We start from the raw sequence: 20843 nt of genomic DNA on the forward strand, positions 1-20843 counted from the left end.
GCCGGGACCTGCGCGGTGGCGGGCGACGCGGCGGGGCCGGTCCATCGGCGCGCGGTGACAACCGTGCCGATAGAGTGGTGCCGCCGGGGCTCTGCCCTTCACGAAGGGGGTGCCCGGTCATCCAGTCCAACCTGTACGGCGGATCGACCACCCGCCGTGAACCGCCAAGGAGTGTCCAGCCGTGACCACCTCACCCCAGCAGACCCCAGTCGCCCGCGTCCGGGTTACGGCTGGGACTACGGCCGGGGCCGCGGTGCGCGAGGCGGACCTGCCGAGCAAGGGCCCGGCCGCGGTCATCGTGGTGCGTGACGCCGAGGGCGCGCTCAAGGACCTGGCCTGGGTGCCCGAACTCGATACCGAGGTCGAGGTCGTCACCGCCGATTCCCCGGACGGCCGCAATGTGATCCGGCACTCGGCCGCGCACGTGCTGGCCCAGGCGGTGCAGCAGGAGTTCCCCGAGGCGAAGCTGGGCATCGGCCCGTTCATCAAGGACGGCTTCTACTACGACTTCCAGGTCGACCGCCCCTTCACCCCCGAGGATCTGGCCAAGCTGGAGTCCCGGATGAAGAAGATCATCAAAGGCGCGCAGCGGTTTTCGCGCCGGGTGGTCGAGGTCGACGAGGCCCGAGTCGAGCTGGCCAAGGAGCCGTTCAAGCTCGAGCTCATCTCCGACAAGTCGGGCATCGACGATCCGGAGGTCATGGAGGTCGGCGGCAAAGAGCTGACCATCTACGACAACCTGGACCCGCGCACCGGCGAGAAGCTGTGGGGCGATCTGTGCCGCGGCCCGCACATCCCGACCACCAAGTACATTCCGGCCTTCAAGCTGACCCGCTCCTCGGCCGCCTACTGGCGTGGTGACCAGTCCCGCGAGGACCTGCAGCGCATCTACGGCACCGCCTGGGAATCCAGTGAGGCGCTGGACGAGCATCTGCGCTTGCTCGAGGAGGCCGAGAAGCGCGACCACCGCAAGCTCGGCCTGGAACTGGACCTGTTCTCCTTCCCCGACGAGCTCGGTTCCGGTCTGCCGGTGTTCCACCCCAAGGGCGGCATCATCCGCAAGGAGCTCGAGGACTACTCGCGCCGCCGCCACATCGCCGCCGGCTACGAGTTCGTCAACACCCCGCACATCACCAAGGGTCATCTCTTCGAGGTCTCCGGCCACCTGGACTGGTACCGCGACGGCATGTTCCCGGCCATGCACCTCGACGCCGAACTCAACGAGGACGGCTCGGTGCGCAAGCCCGGCCAGGACTACTACGTCAAGCCGATGAACTGCCCGATGCACAACCTGATCTTCCGGTCGCGCGGGCGCTCCTACCGCGAACTGCCCTTGCGCTTGTTCGAATTCGGCACGGTCTACCGCTACGAGAAGTCCGGCGTCGTGCACGGCCTCACCCGGGTGCGCGGCATGACCCAGGACGACGCGCACATCTACTGCACCAAGGAGCAGATGCACGCGGAGCTGACCAGCACCCTGCAGTTCGTGCTCTCGCTGCTGCGCGACTACGGCCTCGACGACTTCTACCTGGAGCTGTCCACCAAGGACCCGCAGAAGTCCGTGGGCTCCGACGAGCTGTGGGAGGAGGCCACCGAGACCCTGCGCAAGGTGGCCACCGACTCCGGTCTGGAGCTGGTGCCGGATCCGGGCGGGGCCGCCTTCTACGGCCCGAAGATCTCGGTCCAGGCCAAGGACGCGCTCGGCCGCACCTGGCAGATGTCCACCATCCAGCTGGACTTCAACCTGCCCGAGCGTTTCGAGCTGGAGTACACCGGCTCCGACGGCGGCAAGCACCGGCCGGTCATGATCCACCGCGCGCTCTTCGGCTCCATCGAACGCTTCTTCGGCGTGCTCACCGAGCACTACGCGGGCGCGTTCCCGGCCTGGCTGGCGCCGGTGCAGGTGGTCGGCATCCCGGTCGCCGAGACCTTCGTCGAGCACCTGGACGGCGTGATCGAACGCCTGCGGGACAACGGCATTCGCGCCGAGGTCGACCGCAGCGACGACCGCATGCAGAAGAAGATCTTCAACCAGACCGCGCAGAAGGTGCCGTTCATGCTGCTGGCCGGCGCGCGCGATGTGGAGAGCGGCGCGGTCAGCTTCCGCTTCCGCGACGGCACCCAGGTCAACGGCGTGCCCGTGGCCGACGCGGTGGCCACCATCGTGGACTGGATCGGGCGCCGCGAGAACGAGTCGCCGACCGCGGAGGGCTTCGAGATCCGCAAGGCGGATCGATGAGTGAATGGATTGCCCCCGTGTCCGAGCAGATCGTGGATACCGGTGCCGGGGATCCGGACCGCCTGCAGCGGTTGTGGACCCCGTACCGGATGTCCTACATCACCGGCGAGGCCGAGGATCGGAAGATCGACGCAGCCAAGAAGACCGGGCACCCCTTCACCGACATTCCGGAGATGTCGGACGAGGACGGCCTGATCGTCGCGCGTGGTGAATGGGTATACGCGGTGCTGAACCTGTATCCGTACAACCCGGGCCACATGATGGTGGTGCCCTACCGCCGGGTCGCCAACCTCGAGGACCTCACCACCGAGGAGAGCGCCGAGCTGATGGCGTTCACCCAGCAGGCGATCCGGGTGATGAAGCAGGTGTCGCGGCCCGAGGGCTTCAATGTCGGCCTGAATCTCGGTGGCGTTGCCGGTGGTTCACTCGCCGATCACCTGCATCAACATATCGTGCCGCGCTGGAGTGGGGACGCGAACTTCATTACCGTCGTCGGCGGAGTGAAGGTGATGCCGCAGCTGCTCCGGGAAACCCGGGCGCTGCTGGCACAGGCGTGGAAGGAAGCCGACGCATGGAAGGACGCGGGATAGCGTGCTGAGCTTCTTCGGTCGCGAGACGTTCGCCAAAGCGACTGCGCCCCTGGGCAAAGCGCTGGTGGGCACGGGGCTCACGCCCGATGCGATGACGCTCATCGGCACCACCGCCTCGATCGTCGCGGCGGTGACCCTGTTCCCGACCGATCACCTGTTCTGGGGAACGATGGTGATCTGGCTGTTCGTCATGTTCGACATGCTGGACGGGGCCATGGCCCGCGCCCGGGGCGGCGGCACGAAATACGGTGCGGTGCTGGACGCCACGTGTGACCGTGTGGCCGACGGCGCCATCTTCGCGGGGCTGGCCTGGTGGTCGGTGTACCACGCGAACTCCAAGCATCTGTTCGTGGCGACCCTGGTGGTGCTGGTGACCTCGCAGGTCATCTCGTACGCGAAGGCGCGGGCGGAGGCCAGCGGGCTGTCGGCCGACGGCGGCCTGATCGAGCGGCCCGACCGGCTGGTCATCGTGCTGGTCGGCGCCGGATTCACCGGTATCGGCGGCTATTTCGGCATCACCTGGCTGTCGTACGCGGTGTACGCGGCCATGTACGCGCTGGCCGTGCTCAGCATCATCACCGTCTTCCAGCGGGTGCTGGCGGTGCGCAATTCCCCCGGCGCCCGCGACATCATCGCCCCGGCGGCGAAGGCTCCGGAGGAACCGCAGCGGTGACAACCGATTTCACGTCCGCGATGACCGACAAGGCGTACGCGGCCGGGTGGCGGCTTGTCCGCGGCCTGCCGGCGGGCATGGCGCGCAAGGGCTTCGACGCGGGCGCGAACGCCGCGGCCCGGCGATCGAACCGGAAGGCGCACCGCGGGCACCCGAACCAGCTGCGCCGCAACCTCGCCCGCGTGCTGGGCACGACTCCGGAGGCGGTGCCGGACAGCCTGATCGCGGCGAGTATGCGATCCTATGCCCGCTACTGGCGCGAGGCGTTCCGGCTGCCGTCGATGGACCACACCGCGCTCGGACAGCTGCACGTGGACGGTGTCGAACACCTGGACGCGGCGCTGGCCCGGGGCAAGGGCGTGCTGCTGGTGCTGCCGCACTCGGGCAACTGGGATATGGCCGGTGTCTGGCTGGTACAGAACTACGGCCAGCTCTCCACGGTCGCAGAGCGTTTGAAGCCGGAGTCGCTGTTCGAGCGGTTCGTCGAGTACCGGGAGAGCCTGGGCTTCGAGGTGTTCCCGCTGACCGGCGGCGAGCAGCCGCCGTTCCCGCAGCTGGCCGATCGGCTGCGGGACAACAAGGTGGTCTGCCTGTTGGGGGAGCGCGACCTCACCGGCAAGGGGGTGCCGGTCACCATGTTCGGTGAACGCACCTGGCTGCCCGCCGGCGCGGCCAAACTGGCCGCCGACACCGGTGCGGCGCTGCTGCCCGTGCACTGCTGGTTCACCACCGAGGCCGACGGCCGCGAGGGCTGGGGCATGCAGGTCTTCGAGGCGCTGGATCTGTCCGGGGGCATCGCGCCCGCCACCCAGGCGCTGGCCGACGTGTTCGCCGCGAATATCGCCGCCCATCCGGCGGACTGGCACATGCTGCAACCCCTGTGGGAAAGCGACCTGTCGCAGGCCAGACTGGAACGTATCGCCGCTGCGCAACAGGCGCTGGGCTATGACGCGCAGGGGTCGCAGGGAACAGGGGCGCTATGAGGATCGGCATGGTCTGCCCGTATTCGTTCGATGTGCCGGGCGGGGTGCAAGCCCATGTCGTGGAGCTGGCGCAGGTGCTCATCGAGCGCGGCCACAAGGTGAGCGTGCTCGCGCCCGCCGCCGACGACACGCCGCTGCCCGATTTCGTGGTGTCGGCGGGCAAGGCCGTGGCCATCCCCTACAACGGCTCGGTGGCGCGACTGTCCTTCGGGCCCACCGCCTATACCCGGATCCGCCGCTGGATCGCCGAGAACGACTTCGACGTCCTGCACATCCACGAACCCAACGCACCCAGCCTGTCCATGCTGGCGCTGAAGATCGCGGAGGGGCCGATCGTGGCCACCTTCCACACCTCGACCACGAAGTCGCTGGTGCTGAGCACTTTTCAGGGTGTGCTGCGGCCGTACCACGAGAAGATCAGCGGCCGGATCGCGGTGAGCGAGCTGGCGCGGCGCTGGCAGGTGGAGGCGCTGGGCGGGGACGCGGTCGAGATCCCCAACGGCGTCGACGTACCCGCGTTCGCACACGCGCCGCTGCTGGCCGGGTATCCGCGCGCGGGGAAGTCGGTGCTGTTCCTGGGCCGGTTCGACGAGCCGCGCAAGGGCATGGAGGTGCTGCTCGGCGCGCTGCCCGAACTGGTGCGCCGGCATCCGGAGCTCGAGCTGCTGATCGTCGGCCGCGGTGACGAGGACCGGCTGCGCCGCGAGGCGGGGGAGAACGCGGGACACCTGCGTTTCCTCGGCCAGGTGTCGGATGCCGAGAAGGCCTCGGCCATGCGCAGTGCCGATGTCTATGTCGCGCCCAATCTCGGCGGTGAGAGCTTCGGCATCGTGCTGGTCGAGGCCATGGCCGCCGGGACCGCCGTGGTGGCCAGCGATCTGGACGCCTTCCGCCGGGTGCTGCGCGACGGCACCGCGGGCCAGCTGGTGCCGGTCGGGGACTCGGCGCGGCTGGGTGAGGCGATCAGCGGCATGCTCACCGACGACGCCCGGCGTGAGGAGTTCATCCGCACCGCCAATCAGGTTGTCGGCGAATACGATTGGCCGGTCGTCGCCGAGCAGATCCTGCGGGTGTACGAGACCGTGACCGTCGGCGATGTGCGTGTCAGGACCGCCGGATGATCACCTTCTCCGCGACGACCATCCTGGTCCTCGCCCTCGTCGCGGCCCTCATCGTCACCGCCGCGGTCTGGGCCTACACCACCGCCAACCGACTCGACCGCCTGCACGTGCGCACCGACCAGGCCCGCCACGCGCTGGACGCGGCCCTGGCCCGGCGCGCGGTGGTGGGGCGCTCGGTGGCCACCACCCTGGCCGGGCTCTACGACCCGTCCCTGGTCGAGCAGGCCCGCCGGCTGACCGCCCTGGCCGACCGCGCCGAACGCTCCAACTGGCGCGACCGCGAAACCGTCGAGAACCAGCTCGCCGCCGCCCTGTCCGCGGTCGACATCGCGCTGCTGCCACCCCAGCTGGTGGCCGAACTCGCCGACGCCGAGGCCCGGGTCCTCATCGCCCGCCGCTTCCACAACGACGCGGTCCGCGACACCCTCGCCCTGCGTACCCGCCGCCTGGTCCGCTGGCTGCACCTCGGCGGTACGGCACCGCTGCCGACCTACTTCGAGATCGCCGAACGGGTCACCCCCGCCGCCTCCACCGGCCTCGACGTCGACACCGTCCGCACCTCGGCCCGCGTGGTCCTGGTCGACGAGAACGACCGCGTCCTGCTGCTGCAGGGCGTCGACCCCAAGGTCCCCGACGTCCCGTTCTGGTTCACCATCGGCGGCGGCGTCAACCCCGGGGAAACCCTGCGCGAGGCCGCGATCCGCGAGCTCTACGAGGAAACCGGCCACGCCGCCGACTCCTCGGCTCTGCGCGGCCCCCTCTGGCGCCGGGTGGCGGTGTTCCCCTTCAACGGCGAACTCATCCGCTCCGAGGAACTGTTCTTCGCCCTGCGCGCCAAGGCCTTCGACCCGGTCCCCACCAACCTCGACTACATCGAACGCCGCTCCATCACCGGCAGCAAATGGTGCACCCCCACCGACATCGCCCAGATCGACCACTCCGGCGAGACCGTCTACCCCTACCACCTCGACCAACTCCTCGCGGAGGCCATCGCGGCCGCCGACTCCGACATCGACCCCGAAGTCCGCTCCATCCGCTGAGAACCGCCGGCCTCGGTCCGGTGGGTGGGATCGGCGGCTGAAAGCTCGCATTCCGGGCGGCGGGCGGGGCTACGGTGGGGCGATCAATGGTGATCTGTGGCAAGGACTTACGGCATGAAGTTGATGTATGTGTTGTGGGGCGCGGGGCTGGGGGAGCGACTGCGGGGCGAGGAGCTGCGCAAAGGGCTGGCCGAGGTGGGGGTGACGGCCTATCAGGTGAATGTGCGGGATGCCGATGTCGAGGCCGCGCAGGTGAAGCACACCACCTATGACGCGCCGATCGACGCCATCGTGAGCGTGTGGACCGAGGGCGAGCACGCGGCGGTCACCGATGTGCTGCGGACGGTCGCGGACGACGTGAACGGGTGGGTCGTGGACGAGCGCCGGCCCATCGAGCCGCCGGTGGTCGAGGACGGGGTCCGGACCGACGCGCTGGCGAATATCGCGATTCTGCGGATTCCCGAGGACCTGACGCGCGAGGAGTGGCTGCATCGGTGGCACGTCCTGCACACGCCAGTGGCCATCGAGACCCAGGACACGTTCGGCTACGTCCAGAACACCGTCACCGAGGCGATCACCGACGGCAAGCGGGTCGACGCCCTCGTCGAGGAACTGTTCCCGATGGCGGCCATGACCAGCGCACATGCCTTCTACGGCAGCGGCGGCGACGATGCGGAACTGCAGCGGCGCGTGACGGCCATGATGGAGAGCGTCGTCCGCTTCGGCGCCCACCTGAATCTGGATCTGGTGCCCACGAGCCGGTACGTCTACACCCTGGGCTGACCGGCGGTCTCCCGGACCATTCGTGATCTGTGACGCAATCTCCGCTAGGGTCCCTGGGAAGGTTTGCCGTGCAACGGAATCGGCGGACCGTGTGTGGAAGGTGGAAAATTCTTCGTGTCTTACCTGCTCTATGACTTCCTGGAGCCGTTGATGGGTCCGGCCGCGGCCGAGTACTGGGCGACGATTTTCGTCGTCGGACCGCTGTAGTAGCGACGCGGTAACCCTGGCGCTGTGACGCCCGTCATCCTTGCGGGGCGGGCAGTCCAGTCGTGTCGGACTGGCTATGAAGTGGCCTGAAAGCGCCGCCTAGAATCGACCTGTTCGATTCCGAGCGATCCGACCGATTGGCCCACATGACCCAGGAGTTTGCCGTGACCACGCCCGACACCACCCCCACCATCGGTACCGCCCGCGTCAAGCGCGGCATGGCCGAGATGCTGAAGGGCGGTGTGATCATGGACGTCGTCACGCCCGAGCAGGCCAAGATCGCCGAGGATGCCGGTGCCGTCGCGGTCATGGCGCTGGAGCGGGTCCCCGCCGACATTCGCGCCCAGGGTGGCGTGTCCCGCATGTCGGATCCGGACATGATCGACGGCATCATCAACGCCGTCTCCATCCCCGTCATGGCGAAGGCCCGCATCGGTCACTTCGTCGAGGCGCAGATCCTGCAGTCGCTGGGTGTCGACTACATCGACGAGTCCGAGGTGCTGACCCCGGCCGACTACGCCAACCACATCGACAAGTTCGCCTTCACCGTCCCGTTCGTGTGTGGCGCGACCAACCTGGGCGAGGCGCTGCGCCGAATCACCGAGGGCGCGGCCATGATCCGCTCCAAGGGTGAGGCCGGCACCGGCGACGTCTCCAACGCCACCACCCACATGCGCAAGATCCGCGACGAGATCCGCCGCCTGACCTCCCTGCCCAAGGACGAGCTCTACGTCGCCGCCAAGGAACTGCAGGCCCCCTACGAGCTGGTCGCCGAGGTCGCCGAGACCGGCAAGCTCCCCGTCGTGCTGTTCACCGCCGGCGGCATCGCCACCCCCGCCGACGCCGCCATGATGATGCAGCTCGGCGCCGAGGGCGTGTTCGTCGGCTCGGGCATCTTCAAGTCCGGTAACCCGGCCGAGCGTGCCGCCGCCATCGTCAAGGCCACCACCTTCCACGACGACCCCGACGTCCTGGCCAAGGTCTCGCGCGGCCTGGGTGAGGCCATGGTCGGCATCAATGTCGAGGAGATCCCGCAGCCCCACCGCCTCGCCGAGCGCGGCTGGTAATCGGCTCCGGCCGGTAAACGGCTCCGCGACAATCTGATTCGACATCGCCGGGTGGTCTTCGAACCACCCGGCGATCGTCGTTCACTTGCTTCCGGTGATATTGCTCAGATCCGTGGTGCAGGTGGCAGGGAGGGATAGGTCGTCGAATCGGTCGGGGAATCCGTTGGTATCGGGCGGAATTGGAGATTCTTGACGAAGTCGGCAGACCGAGCATCTCGGGTGATTTCGCGGTGGCATTGTGCACTGTTCCGCAATTGCATTGTGCACGAGTGACCTCCGGCCCTTGTTGGGTTGCCGAAAGGGTGCTAGGTGTCAAGGACCGCTTACGTGGGGCGGGCGGTGCTCCGGGCCTGCCCATACCGGCGGCTACCTGCGTGCATACCGCCCAGCAAACCCCAGCTAATTATTTCGGACTGTACTGCGGCAAATTTACGACCTGGTACTTCCTCGCTAGTCTTCGGCTCAGTCACCGGTGAACCGTCATGAACAGCCATTCCGGCAAGGAGCCCGCATGCTGGTAATCGACCATTTCACCTATGGGTGGCTCACCCCTGTCCTGGCCTATGTCATGTCCGTCACCGGGTCGTTGCTGGCGCTGCGATGCATGGTGCGGGCGCGCAATCAGAACACCGGTCGAGGACGAATACCCCACCGAAACCTTCGACGCTCGCCATCGCCGGTGGTGAGCTGACCGGGCTCGGCGAAACCGGGCGCGGACACGCCGCCCGGGTGGTGGCCCGGCCGCCCGCTTGCTGGTGTCATGAACCAGCATCGCTGCCGAACACCCTCGAGGCGAAAGGACCGCCATGCCCGCCGCGTCCCGTACGGTGACCATCGCCCGCCCCATCGACGAAGTGTTCGCCTTCTTCGCCGACTCGGCCAACAGCGCCCGCTGGCGCACCGGCGTCAAGCAGATCACCGCCGAAGGCCCGCCAGCCGTGGGCACCATCTACCGTCAGACGGTCTCGGGTCCCGGCGGCCGGGGCATCCCCGCCGATGTCCAGATCACCGAGTACATCCCGAACGAGAAGGTCGTCCTGAACGGCATCGCGGGACCGCTGCGTCCCACGGTCACCTACGCCTTCGCGCCGGTGGCGGAGGGCACCGCGGTGACCTTCTCGCTGGCCGCGGAACTGTCGGGCCTCAAGAAGCTGCTCATGAACGGCCCCGTCCAGAAGACCATGACCGCAGAGGTTTCCGGCCTGGATCGCGCCAAGGCCCTGCTCGAGTCCGGCACGGCCTGACCGCGCCGGGACCGTCCGGTCACGCCCGGCGCGCGGTCCGGAACTGGGCCCGATAGGCGGACGGGGTGATGCCGAAGCGCCGGAAGAAGATGCGGCGCAAGGATTCCTCGCTGCCCAGACCGGATCGGTGGGCGGCGGCGGTGACGGAGGCCCCGGCCTCCAGCATCGCCTGTGCGGCCTCGACGCGCGCCGATTCCACGAATACCGCCGGGGTGGTGTCGAGTTCGTCGCGGAACAGGCGCGTGAGCTGCCGGGTGCTCACGGCGGCGCGGGCCGCCATGGCGGTGAGCGAATGGTCGGCGGCCGGGTCGGCGAACACCTCGTCGACGACGGCGCGCACATCGTCCCGGCGCGGCACCGCGGTGCGGGACGCCACCGAGAACTGCGATTGCCCGCCCGGCCGTCGCAGGAAGACGACCAGTTCCCGCGCCACCTCGCGGGCGAGGTCGGCGCCCTCGTCCTCCTCGACCAGGGCCAGGGTCAGGTCGAGGCCCGCGCTGACTCCGGCCGAGGTGAGGTATTTGCCGTCGCGGATGTAGATGGCATCCGGTTCGACCGTGATCGACGGGTAGGCGCGGGCCAGCCGGGCGGCATGCCGCCAATGCGTGGTCGCGCGGCGGCCGTCGAGAAAGCCGGCCTGCGCCAGGACGAAAGCGCCCGTGCACACCGAAGCCGTGCGGCGCGTGGACGGCGACAGGGTGCGAACAGCGTCCAGAATCCCGCTGTCGACGGGGGAGTGCGGAAACCGGTCGTCGCCCGGCACGATCAGCGTGTGCACGCGGCCCACCTCGGCCGCGGCCGCGTCGACGAGCAGGCGCGTACCCGCCGCGGTGGTGACCGGTGCGCCGTCCGGCGAGCACAGCGTCACTTCATAGCGCGCGCCCGACCCGGCGGCGGTGCTCAGCACCTCGAGTACGGCGGTGACATCGAGCAGCCGGACGCCGTCGAAGGCCAGCACCGCGATTCGCTTCCTGCCCACCCACCCGAACCTAGCACTCCGGCATGTCCGGATCTGTGGGGTTCCTGTCCGGAAAGACACGGTGCCGGACCTGCCGGTTCGGCGAGTGTGGTTGCCATGGAACACATTGCCGATATCGCCATCCCCGACAGCGCTCTGGCCCGCGAGGCCACCGAACTGGTCCGCGACACCGCGGGCGAACTGCTCTTCGATCACTCCCGCCGGGTCTACCTGTTCGGTGCGCTACAGGGTGCGCGCCGCGGGCTCGGCTACGATCCCGAACTGCTCTACGTGGCGGCCATGTTCCACGACCTGGGTCTGACACCCCGGCACCAGGATTCCCGGCAGCGGTTCGAGATCGACGGCGCGGACGACGCCCGGGCCTTCCTGCGCGCGCACGGCATCCCCGCCGAGCGTGCCGAGATCGCCTGGACCGCAATCGCTCTGCACACCACCCCGGAGATCCCGGCCCACATGGCACCCGAGATCGCCCTGGTCACCGCCGGCGTCGAGCTCGATGTGCTCGGCATCGGCTACGACGATGTCACCGAGGAGCAGCGCGCCGCCGTGATCCGTGCCCACCCGCGCCCGGATTTCAAGCGCCGCATCCTGGCCGCCTTCGCCGACGGGATCGCCCATCGCCCGGACACCACCTTCGGGAATGTGAAAGCCGATGTCCTCGAGCGCTTCTCGCCAGGATTCCGGCGCGGCGACTTTGTCGAGGTCATTCTCGATTCGCCCTGGGCGGCCTGATCCCGCCCCGGTGGTGGCTCGCAGCCGAATAGCCGCGGATCAGTGGCAGGTACACGGTGTCGACGATGTCCACCAGCACGTCGTCGGGCACCGTCGGCACGCCGCGCGTCACGAACTCGTTGCGCAGTAGGTCGATCGGCGTGGTGGCGACCCGGGCCACGCACGCCGCGGGCGGGGCCTCGCCGCGGTCGACCGCCCGCTCGAGGATGGTGAGCCACGGCCGGGTCCCCGCGTCCCCGGACTGCTCCCGCAATTGCGCGAGCAGTTCGGGCTCGTTCGCGAGCTGGGAGAGCAGGCTGCGCAGGATCTCGCCGAGCGGCGAGGACAGATGGGAGTTGGCGCGGCGCAACAACTCCAGCGCGTCCGTGCGCAGGGCGCCGGTGTCCGGCAGTTCGAGCGCGGCCGAGGTCAGTTGCCGATACGCCGCGACGCCCAGTGCGGCGCGGTTGGGCCAGCGCCGGTAGATGGCGTTCTTGTTGGTGCCCGCCCGGGCGGCGACGGCATCCATGGTCATCCCGGGGTATCCGGATTCGAGCAGTTCGTCCACGGCCGCACGCAGGATCGCCTGTTCCAGTGCCGGGCCGCGGCGGCGGGTCGGGCGCTCTGTCGATTCGCTCATAACGGTACTGAGCGTACCTTGCGAGACCGGTCCGAAGCGGGCTATGGTCGCAACTAGGGTACTAACCGTACCGTAAATGGAGGAGGTAGCCGATGAGAGCGATCGGCGTTTGCTACGACACCGGCTTCGTGAACCTGGGCAGCAGCACCCACGAGCCGTTCGACATCGCACGGGTCCGCGAGGACATGCGGGTCATCCGCGCGGACCTGCACTGCGACGCGGTCCGCATCACCGGCGGGTACCCGGAACGGCTGAATCTGGCGGCCTCCGAGGCCGCGGCCGCCGGATTGGAAGTCTGGGTGTGCCCGTTCCTGAACGACGTCACCGAGGACGAGGTTCTCGCCGTCGTCGCCGACTGCGCCGAACACGCGGAACGCCTGCGTGCGAGCGGCGCGGAGATCGTGCTGGCGGTCGGGTCCGAGCTCGCCATGTTCGTGCTCGGTTATCTGCCCGGCGAAACCCTGGCCGAGCGGGCCGCCGCCCTGCGCACCCCGGCGGGCCAGGCCGCGCTGGCCGGAATCCCCGCTCGCGTCAACGATCTCCTGGCCCGCGCCGCCGCGATCGCCCGGGATCGGTTCCGCGGCAGGCTGACCTATTGCAGCCTGCCGTTCGAGCAGGTCGACTGGGAGCTCTTCGACATCCTCGCCACCGACGCCGGATACCGCGGCGCGGAGCTGGCGCCCGGCTATCGGGACACCATGCGCGCCTATGTCGCTCAGGGTGAGCAGCTCGGAAAGCCGGTGGCCATCACCGAATTCGGCTGCCCGTCCTTCCGCGGCGCGCCCGATGTGGGTCCGCACGGCTTCGACATCATCGAATGGGATCCGGACACCGCGAGGCCGCTGCGCCTCGATGGCCGCTACGAGCGCGACGAGCCCGCCCAGGCCGACCACCTCACCGACCTGCTCGGCATCCTCGATACCGCGGGCGTGGACGCCGCCTTCTATTACTGTTTCGCCCGCTACGATCTGCCACGCCACGACGACCCCGCGCTCGACCTGGACCTGGCGAGCCCGGGACTGGTGAAAGTCCTTCAGCCCGAAAGCGGTTCGCTGACCTGGGAGCCCAAGGCGGCGTTCGGGGCCCTGGCGAAGCAGACGGAATCGCGCTGAGTTCCGTGCCGCGGCTCGGCCGAGCAGGATTGTCGAGCGGGTTCAGCCGACCCGGATCGCCGGCCGGTCCGGATGGTCCCAGGCGACCTGGATATCGGGTTCTTCGGCGTGCTCGCGCTGGAACTCGAGCAGTCCGTCCACGGTGAACAGGCTCGCGGCGTCCGTCCGGCGGCGCAGCGCCCCCGCCGACATGCGCAGGCCGACAGTCAGATCGAAGTCCAGTCCGCGCCCGAGCAGCATGGGTCCGGCGATGAACAGCACCGTGGTGTCGTCGGCGGTGCGGATGCGAGCGCGGGCGGAGCGATCGGCGCGTTCGTCCCAGAGCGCCGGCAGGTAGCGTCCGGTGTCCCGAAGCGGTTTGAGGACTTCGCGATTCAGCGCGGCGTAGTCGAACCACCCGGTGCGGTAGGTGAATTCGCTGTCGCGATCGTATTCCAGGCGCACGGAGGCGGGCCGGACGAAATCGTGCAGCGACACCACCGCGGCGGGACGGCCCCGGGTGCGCAGGAGTTCGGCGACCCCATTCGCGACGGTGAGCGGATCTGCGGCATCCGCGCCGTCGACCGCGATCACCGCATACCCCGCCAGCGTCATGGCCCGCTCGGCGATGAGTGCGTACAGGGCGTCGGGGCTGATGGCGGTGAAATCGGGCACGAGACCATCTTGGCCGAGGTCTCGTGCCCGGTCACCTCCGGTCAGCGGTACTCGGCCAGGCGCGGGCGGACACCGAGCAGCACCAGCGCCGCGACGACCACGGCCGCGCCGTACGGGAGCCAGGTGCTCCAGCCCGACAAATCGTTCTCGCCGTGGGTGATCGCGGTGTCGAAGGCGTGCTGGTTGATGTCGATGGTCGACACCAGGGCCTTGTCGTAGGCGGCGAAGTGGTCGTTGGAGGCGCCGGTGTCGAGGGCGATGGCCGCCCGCAGGTCCGAGCCCGCCAGTCCGCGCAGCGCGTGATCGTCGTGCTGGTAGGCCTGATAGGTGAGCAGGCTCTGCTCGGCGGCCTGGCGCTCGCCGGAGAAGGTGATGTTGCGCAGTTCTTCGCCGAGGAAGGAGTCGGCGCTGATGGCCTGCGCGAGATCGCCGCTGTGTGCGCCGATCGCCTGGTCGAGCGCGCCCGCGTAGTCGTCGACGCCGCGCGCCTGGACCCCGGCCAGTCGCTGCGCTTTCTCGAAGTAGCTCTGCTGGTATGTCGCCGCGTGTGCGGGGTCGAGCAGGTACCGGCTCTCGTCGGCATTGGCGTCGTAGCTCAGCGCCCGCGCCTGCCGCAGCGCCAGCAGCGAGTCGAAGGCGTCCTGCTTGGCGACGGTGAGCTGGTGTGCCGCCGAGGCATTCGCGAGGTAGCCGCCGGTCAGCACCCCCAGCATCAGCACGGTGGTCGCGGCCAGCGCCGGGTTGACCCGCCGGTGCAGCATCACCCGCAGCACGACCTGCAGTCCCGCCAGCACGCCGAGCAGCAGCAGGCCCAGCACAGCGATGCGTACGCGGGCCGCGACCGTGGTGTGCTCGCTGTCCTGGTACGCCTGGCTCAGCACACCGCTGTTGGTGTCGGCCAGCTTCTGGGCGCGCGACAGCAGATCCGGCACCATCCCCGTCGCCGCCCGGTAGGCCTCCAGGGTGCGCGCCGAGGGCTGTCCCGCGGCGCCACGGTCGAGATCGCCGAGCTGGAAGGTGTCCGCGGCCAGTGCCTCGTACTGCCCGAACTTGTCGAGCAGCTCCCGGATCTGGCGGGACGCATCATCATTGGTGGCGATGGTCATGGCCTGCTGCAGGTCGGCGTCGGCCTGCACCCGGCGTTGCTCGTAGCCGGTCAACGCGTTCTTGCGCACGCTCGCCAGCGTCGAATCGTTTCCGGCGAGCAGCACATTCGCCAGCTGCGCATCCATGTCCGCCAGCGCGAAGTACAGGTCCTCGGTGGCGGTCACCGTCGGTGCCGTGTGGTTGCCGATGACGTCGATACCGTGCCGGGTCGTTCGTGCGTCGGCGGCCATCACCACCGCGGTCATCGCGGTGAGCACGACCGCGGCGATGGCCAGCAGCCGGATCCAGCCCGGGGTGTCCGACCGCCCGGGCAGCAGTCCGCGCAGCTGCGCGAGCGCGCCCGTGGCCGGATCGGCCTCGGCGCGTGGAGTCTGGGGACGGGTGAGCATCGTCGTCATGACGGGGTGTCCTGCTTCAGGGTGAGAGTGGTCCACGCGCCCAGGTGGATACGGTCACCGGATCGCACCGGCACCGCCTGCCCACGCGGAATGGGATCGGCGGCCGCATTCACGCGGGTGCCGTTGGTGGAGCCGAGATCGATGACGGCCCAGCCGTTTCCGGGCTGGGCGACGAACAGCACGTGCAGGTGCGAGACGCCCGGATCCTGCGGGGGACCGGTGAGATCGATCTCTGGATCGATGCCCTTGGAGGCGCTGTAGCGGCCCACCCGGACCTGCGCGCCCTGCAGCGCGAAGACGCGTTCGGGGCAGTACGCGGGGAATTCGACGTCGTCGTCCTCGCTGCGCATGGTGTCGAAGTACTCGCGGTCAGCGAAAACCGTTGCCGTCCAGGCGGTTCTGGATGGTTCAGGAGTCGGTAGCGGCGCGACCACCGTCGGTACCGGTGCGACAACGGTCGGTGCGGGCGCGGCCACGGTGGCCGCCGGTGCCGCCATGGTCGCCGCGGGCCCGCCCGCTACGAAGTCGTAGCTGCACCCCTCGCAGAACCGCCCCGTCTGCGGCTCTCCACACGCCGGGCACGGCATCCCCGTGGGTTCCGGTGCGGGCGCGGGCTTCTCGCCCGCCTCCATGAGCAGCCCGCACACATCGCAGTAGTCGGTGGAGACCGAATCGTGTCCGGCCGGACAGGTCAGCATGTCGTCTCGCTCACCGCTTGTGCACGCGTGAAGTCTTGGTCGACCTTGTATCCAAGGTCATCTCGTCGGCCTTGGTCACGGCGGACTTCAAACGCACCGTCCCTGTGCGCGCGTCGAGCACATCGACAACGCCTTCGAGCAGCTTGGCGGTGTCCTCGTTGCCGGAGGCGGTCGCGATCTGCACCGCGCGCCCGAGCTTCTTGGTGGCGGTGTCGAAGTCGCCGTCGCGGCGCGCGGCCAGGCCCTCCTGGATGACATCGGCGAGCTCGGCCTGCCCGGTGTAATGGGCCACCTCCGGGCTGATCTTGCTGGACTGGACGACATCATCGGTCCAGACGGCCTTGACCAGACCCTGCCCCAGCACCTCGGCCTGATCGCCGCTGCCGCGCACCAGGCTGACCCGCCCCGCGAGCATGACGTCGCCCAGGCCGCCGGGCGCGACCTCGATGCAGATGTGGTAGTCGCGGCTCTCCGCCCCGCCCCACGATCCGGTCGGGTATTCGCCGGTCTGCGCGCCGTTCTCGGTGCGCCGCCCGGTCAGATCGAGCAGCTCTGGAGCGACCTGCTTGACGAATTTCACGGCGGCCCCGCGCGGCGTCCACAGCCGCAGCGCTACATCGGCGACGGACTTGCCCATCGCGGCCGTGGTCATGGCCTGGAAGTCGCCCGCTAGATCCTTGGGGTCGGCGACGATATCGCAGGTGCCGAGCAGCGCACTCGAGACCTTGCGCAGCTCGGCGATCTCCCAGTCGGTGCCCACGCCCCGGCAGTCGCACACGTAAACCCCGGTGCTGGCCATGATTTCGGCATCCAGCTGCTGCGGTGTCTCGTGCTCGTCGCGGCCGTCGGTGAGCAGGATTGCGTGCCGCAGCCCGTCCCGGTTCCCGAACAGCTGCCGCGCCAGCCGCAGCCAGGTGCCGATGGCGGTGCCGCCGCCCGCCCGCAATTGCTGTACGGCCGCAATGGCATTGGCCTTGTTGGCCGGGGTGGCCATGATCAGCGACGGCGTCACCGGGTACACCATCCGCGCCACGTCGGTGCCCGCCACCACCGCGAAGTCCACGCCGTCGCGCACCGCGGAAATCGCCGCGGCGGTGGCGTTCTTGGCGGCGGCCAGCTTGCCGTAGGCATGGTCCATGCTGCCCGAGCAGTCGACGATGATCACCTCGGCCGCCATGTTGCCGGCTGGCATCCCGCCGCCTGTGGCGGTCACAGTGACCACCGCATTGACGCGGGTGGCTCCGGCGGGCAGGTATTCGTTCTGGAAGGTTTCGATCTGGAAACCCAAGGGCTGGTTCATGGTCGGAGATTCCTCGAGGTAGCGGGAAACGGAGCGACGGCGACGGTGATGTTGTCGCCGCCGCCCGCGGCCAGCGCCAGATCGGCCAGGTGATGCGCCGCGGCGCGCGGATCGGTCCGGGCCGCGGGCAGAGCGAGCTCGGCGAGCCGGTCGGCGGCGGGATAGTAGTTCCACAGCCCGTCGCTGCACAGCAGCACCGCACCCGGCCCGTCCGGCACGAAGGTGCGGAGGTGGGGTTCGATGGCGTCGGCATCGGCGCCCAGCCAGGCGGTGAGGGTGTGGGCATCGGGCATGGACATGGCGGTCGACTCGTCCACGCCGAGTTCGACGAGCCCGGCCGCGACCGAATCGTCGGTGCTCAAGCGGCGCGGCGGGGTCGCGGCCGGATCGGTGGTCAGCCAGTAGGCGCGGCTGTCGCCGATCGATCCGACGGTGACCGCGCTCGCGGTGACGACCGCGGAGACGATGGTGCACGACGGTGTGCGATCGCCGCTGTCGCCCAGCGCCGCCACGGCATCCGCCGCCGCGCCGATGGCCAGGATGGTTGCCGCCTCCGATCCGGTGCCCGCGGTCAGCTCGTTCGCGAGCCGATCGGCCGCGGTGGCGGCGGCGCGCTGGGCGGCGTCGTCGGCGTGGTCGGAGCTGGACACTCCGTCGCACACCACCAGGATCCGGGTTCCTGTCCCGGGGAGCACTCGCAATGCCATGGCGTCCTCGTTGTGCGCGTGGCGTTTTCCACGATCGGTGACCGCGGCGACCGCATCCATGTCGAGCTCGCGCCGGTCCGACACCACCGGTTGCATGCCGCACACCCGGCAGAAACCGTCCGCGTCGAGTGTTCCGGCCGGACATGAAGAACAGTGCACCGCGGGCGGTTCGACGCGCACCAGTGCGGCGCCGCAGTCCTCACAGAAGCGGTCGCCGTCGGCGAACTGCGCGCCGCACATCGGGCACAGGCCGGTTCCCTCTGTCGTGGCCGTCATCATCACGCCCCTCACACCCAGCTCACCGGTCGAACGGCATTGGCGCGGTTCACCAGATCGCGACGCGCCCGTCTGTCCGGGGCCAGCCGCGCCAGCTCTCGGAACTGGGATTCGAGCGCAGTGCGCAGATCCCGATCGGCGAACCGGCAGCCCAGCACCAGCGCCCCCGGTTCGATCGGCTGTGCGGCCGCCAGCGTCCGCGCGGCATCGAGGACGGCAATGCTCTTCCACGCCTTGTGTTCCGGATCCAGCGCCAGCCCGGTGAGCCGGTTGCCCGCGGCCACCAGATAGCCGTGCCGGCTTGCCCCGCCCGCGAGCTGCGCATCGAGGGCGGCGAGCTGGGCGGCGGTGTGATGGCTGGAGCTGACGGGCACCGATTCCGCGGCCGCGATGGCGCCGTCGATATCCCGCTCCTGCAGCCGCGTCCGCGCCAAACCGAATGCGGCACTGGGGTATCCGTTGTCGGTTCGCCACACCTGCAGGTAGAGCCGCGACGCCCCGTCGTGGTCGCCGGTGCATTCCCGGGCGGCCGCGAGCGCGAGCTTGGCGGCGGCCTCGCCGGGCAGCATGCCGTAGACGGTGTCGAAATGATCTTGCGCGCCGGCGAAATCGCGGCGGGTCAGCGCGGCCAGCCCGCGGTACCAGGTTATGCGCCAGTCGGCGTCCTCGGACTCCTCGAGCGCGTCCAGCTCGGTGAGCGCGGTATCGGCGTCACCGCTTTCGATGCGGGCGCGGGCCAGCGCCAGCGTCACCTCCGGCGAGGACACCGGCGCGGTCTCCAGCGCGGTCACCAGCTGCCGGGGATCGCCTATGGAGGTGGTGGCGAGGAACCCCGCCGCAGCATCGGTCGGGTCGACCACGGGAACCGGCAGCGCCGCCGCGATGGCCCGGGGGTCCGGGGTCGCGGGCCACTGCTCCGGGTCGGCCCCGAAAGTCGTGCGCTCGCCGCTGAATACGGTCGAGAGCGCCGGGCGCGGCTGCCCGTCGGTGGTGGCCACCACCTCGCGCAGCACCCCGGTCACCTGCTCGGCCATCTCCGAGGCGGACCCGAACCGCTCGTTCGGATCGGCGGCGGTCGCGCGTTCCAGCAGCCGCCGGAACGACGGGAACTGCGCCAGCAGCGGCACCTCCACGGCAGGCGGCAGGGCGTACTTGTAGGCGCCGCGGTAGTCGAAGTTGAAGGTCAGCACCGCCAGTGTGCGCGCGACCGTGAACAGGTCCGATTCCACCGAGGCGCCTTCGGTTTCCAGCTCCGGCGCGCAGTAGCCGTCGGTCTTGAACCCGGCGCTCTCCTCGTCGTCCATATAGCGGACCGCACCCAGGTCGATGAGCTTGAGCTGCTCCTCGGTCTGGATCATATTGTCGGGCTTGAAATCGCAGTACAGCAGGCTCATGCCGTGCAGATAGCCGAGCGCGGGCAGGATCTCCAGAATGTAGGCCAGCCCCTGCGCCAGCGGCAGCGGCTGCATCCGACCGGACGAATCGCGCTGGGAGCGCAGCTCTTTCAGCGACGCGCCGCCCACGTACTCCATGACGATGTAGCCGACCGGCTCATGCGTGCGCGGGTCGGGGTGCTTCACGAAGTTGAAGATCTTGACGATATTGGGGTGTTCCACCGACGCCAGGAACTGCCGCTCGGCCACTGCAGCGGCCATGGCGTCGGCATCACCGGTGTCCAGCAGGCCTTTCAGCACCACCCAGCGGTCACTGACATTGCGGTCGCGGGCCAGGTATATCCAGCCCAGGCCGCCGTGGGCCAGGCAGCCCAGCACCTCGTACTGCCCGGCCACCAGATCACCGGCGGTCAGCTTGGGGGTGAAGGAGTAGGCGGTGCCGCAATTGCGGCAGAAGCCCTCGGTGCGGCCGGGTACGCCGTCGCGGCCGCGGCCCACCCGCTGCTCGCAGCTGCTGCAGAAGCGTTCGTTCTCCGGTACCTGCGGGTCGGCCATGACCGCCGTGGACGGATCCCGGTACGGCACTTGGGGAATCGACACAAGGCCCGCGCCGAGGCGGCCGCGGCTGGAGCGTGCGGTCCGGGTGGACCGGGAGGACGAGCGGCTGGTGCCGCGTCGGCTCTGGCGGCCGGAGCGGGTCGAGCCCGTCCAGGTGGGAGCGTACGTCGCGGATACGGACTGTCCGTTGGGTCCCGGAACGGTGGCGGTATGGGCCGGGGTGCCCGGTAGCACCTGCGCCTCGGCCACGGGCGCGAGCCCGCATTCGTCGCAGAAACCGTCCAGAATGGTGCCGCCGCAACCCGGCCGCAGGCAGTTGGTCATCGTTGTGCCGTCTTCTCGGTGATCGCCTGCTGATACTC

20 protein-coding genes are annotated in these 20843 nt (G+C 69.3%); 12 read left to right on the plus strand and 8 right to left on the minus strand.

Features of this window, described 5'->3' with window-relative positions; translation table 11 throughout:
* Window positions 1-181 precede the first annotated feature (181 nt).
* The 10 genes from thrS to ACFXN1_RS38745 all read left to right on the plus strand — a co-directional run bounded on the left by thrS (window position 182) and on the right by ACFXN1_RS38745 (window position 9947).
* Window positions 182-2239, plus strand: coding sequence for a threonine--tRNA ligase (thrS, locus tag ACFXN1_RS38700; protein ID WP_379440474.1), 2058 nt, complete (start codon window positions 182-184; stop codon window positions 2237-2239).
* A complete protein-coding gene (locus ACFXN1_RS38705) occupies window positions 2236-2829 on the plus strand; it encodes an HIT family protein (protein WP_379440473.1) in 594 nt (197 codons plus the stop codon). The genes thrS and ACFXN1_RS38705 overlap by 4 nt, the downstream gene beginning before the upstream one ends.
* 1 nt (window position 2830) lies before the next feature.
* Complete coding sequence (gene pgsA, locus ACFXN1_RS38710) at window positions 2831-3502, plus strand: phosphatidylinositol phosphate synthase (protein ID WP_379440471.1); 672 nt, start codon at window positions 2831-2833, stop codon at window positions 3500-3502.
* A gap of 20 nt (window positions 3503-3522) precedes the next feature.
* Window positions 3523-4485, plus strand: coding sequence for a phosphatidylinositol mannoside acyltransferase (locus ACFXN1_RS38715; protein ID WP_379440521.1), 963 nt, complete (start codon window positions 3523-3525; stop codon window positions 4483-4485).
* Window positions 4482-5606: a glycosyltransferase family 4 protein gene (locus tag ACFXN1_RS38720; protein ID WP_379395170.1), complete on the plus strand. Its 1125-nt coding sequence runs from the start codon at window positions 4482-4484 to the stop codon at window positions 5604-5606. The genes ACFXN1_RS38715 and ACFXN1_RS38720 overlap by 4 nt, the downstream gene beginning before the upstream one ends.
* On the plus strand, window positions 5606-6646 hold the full coding sequence (locus tag ACFXN1_RS38725) for an NUDIX domain-containing protein (RefSeq protein ID WP_379440519.1): 1041 nt from the start codon (window positions 5606-5608) through the stop codon (window positions 6644-6646). Before ACFXN1_RS38720 ends, ACFXN1_RS38725 begins: the two co-directional genes overlap by 1 nt.
* A 114-nt stretch (window positions 6647-6760) precedes the next feature.
* Window positions 6761-7429 carry a hypothetical protein gene (locus ACFXN1_RS38730; protein WP_379440469.1) on the plus strand — a complete coding sequence of 223 codons (669 nt, stop codon included), beginning with the start codon at window positions 6761-6763 and terminating at the stop codon, window positions 7427-7429.
* Window positions 7430-7782: 353 nt separating this feature from the next.
* Entirely contained in the window at window positions 7783-8703 is a 921-nt protein-coding gene (gene pdxS, locus ACFXN1_RS38735) for a pyridoxal 5'-phosphate synthase lyase subunit PdxS (protein ID WP_354837128.1), read from the plus strand.
* Between the two features lie 511 nt (window positions 8704-9214).
* A complete protein-coding gene (locus ACFXN1_RS38740; protein WP_379440468.1) occupies window positions 9215-9394 on the plus strand; it encodes a hypothetical protein in 180 nt (59 codons plus the stop codon).
* Window positions 9395-9509: 115 nt separating this feature from the next.
* A complete protein-coding gene (locus tag ACFXN1_RS38745; protein WP_379395166.1) occupies window positions 9510-9947 on the plus strand; it encodes an SRPBCC family protein in 438 nt (145 codons plus the stop codon).
* Window positions 9948-9966: 19 nt separating this feature from the next.
* Here the strand turns inward: ACFXN1_RS38745 and ACFXN1_RS38750 are convergent, their stop codons facing one another.
* The gene (locus tag ACFXN1_RS38750) at window positions 9967-10926 is read right to left on the minus strand and encodes a GlxA family transcriptional regulator (RefSeq protein ID WP_379440466.1); all 960 of its coding nucleotides are present in this window, start codon (window positions 10924-10926) and stop codon (window positions 9967-9969) included.
* A 96-nt stretch (window positions 10927-11022) separates the two neighbouring features.
* Here ACFXN1_RS38750 and ACFXN1_RS38755 point away from each other — a divergent pair, with 96 nt between their 5' ends.
* The gene (locus ACFXN1_RS38755; protein WP_379440465.1) at window positions 11023-11658 is read left to right on the plus strand and encodes an HD domain-containing protein; all 636 of its coding nucleotides are present in this window, start codon (window positions 11023-11025) and stop codon (window positions 11656-11658) included.
* On the opposite strand, the gene ACFXN1_RS38760 is transcribed toward ACFXN1_RS38755, so the two are convergent.
* On the minus strand, window positions 11630-12277 hold the full coding sequence (locus ACFXN1_RS38760; RefSeq protein ID WP_379440463.1) for a TetR/AcrR family transcriptional regulator: 648 nt from the start codon (window positions 12275-12277) through the stop codon (window positions 11630-11632). The two genes, ACFXN1_RS38755 and ACFXN1_RS38760, sit on opposite strands and share 29 nt — an antisense overlap.
* A 92-nt stretch (window positions 12278-12369) precedes the next feature.
* Here ACFXN1_RS38760 and ACFXN1_RS38765 point away from each other — a divergent pair, with 92 nt between their 5' ends.
* Complete coding sequence (locus ACFXN1_RS38765; RefSeq protein WP_379440462.1) at window positions 12370-13389, plus strand: hypothetical protein; 1020 nt, start codon at window positions 12370-12372, stop codon at window positions 13387-13389.
* 42 nt (window positions 13390-13431) lie between these two features.
* Here the strand turns inward: ACFXN1_RS38765 and ACFXN1_RS38770 are convergent, their stop codons facing one another.
* The 6 genes from ACFXN1_RS38770 to ACFXN1_RS38795 all read right to left on the minus strand — a co-directional run.
* On the minus strand, window positions 13432-14043 hold the full coding sequence (locus tag ACFXN1_RS38770) for a hypothetical protein (RefSeq protein WP_379395158.1): 612 nt from the start codon (window positions 14041-14043) through the stop codon (window positions 13432-13434).
* A 41-nt stretch (window positions 14044-14084) separates the two neighbouring features.
* Entirely contained in the window at window positions 14085-15548 is a 1464-nt protein-coding gene (locus ACFXN1_RS38775) for a hypothetical protein (protein WP_379440460.1), read from the minus strand.
* Window positions 15545-16246, minus strand: a complete 702-nt coding sequence (locus ACFXN1_RS38780; RefSeq protein ID WP_379440459.1) for an FHA domain-containing protein — start codon at window positions 16244-16246, stop codon at window positions 15545-15547. Before ACFXN1_RS38780 ends, ACFXN1_RS38775 begins: the two co-directional genes overlap by 4 nt.
* 10 nt (window positions 16247-16256) lie before the next feature.
* On the minus strand, window positions 16257-17546 hold the full coding sequence (locus tag ACFXN1_RS38785) for a VWA domain-containing protein (protein ID WP_379440457.1): 1290 nt from the start codon (window positions 17544-17546) through the stop codon (window positions 16257-16259).
* The gene (locus tag ACFXN1_RS38790) at window positions 17543-18529 is read right to left on the minus strand and encodes a PP2C family serine/threonine-protein phosphatase (protein ID WP_379440456.1); all 987 of its coding nucleotides are present in this window, start codon (window positions 18527-18529) and stop codon (window positions 17543-17545) included. The genes ACFXN1_RS38785 and ACFXN1_RS38790 overlap by 4 nt, the downstream gene beginning before the upstream one ends.
* Window positions 18530-18540: 11 nt before the next feature.
* Window positions 18541-20843 (minus strand): tetratricopeptide repeat protein (locus tag ACFXN1_RS38795; protein ID WP_379463838.1); only part of this gene is annotated, 2303 nt, incomplete at its 5' end.

This window comes from Nocardia sp. NPDC059154, assembly GCF_042755705.1.
Lineage (GTDB): Bacteria > Actinomycetota > Actinomycetes > Mycobacteriales > Mycobacteriaceae > Nocardia.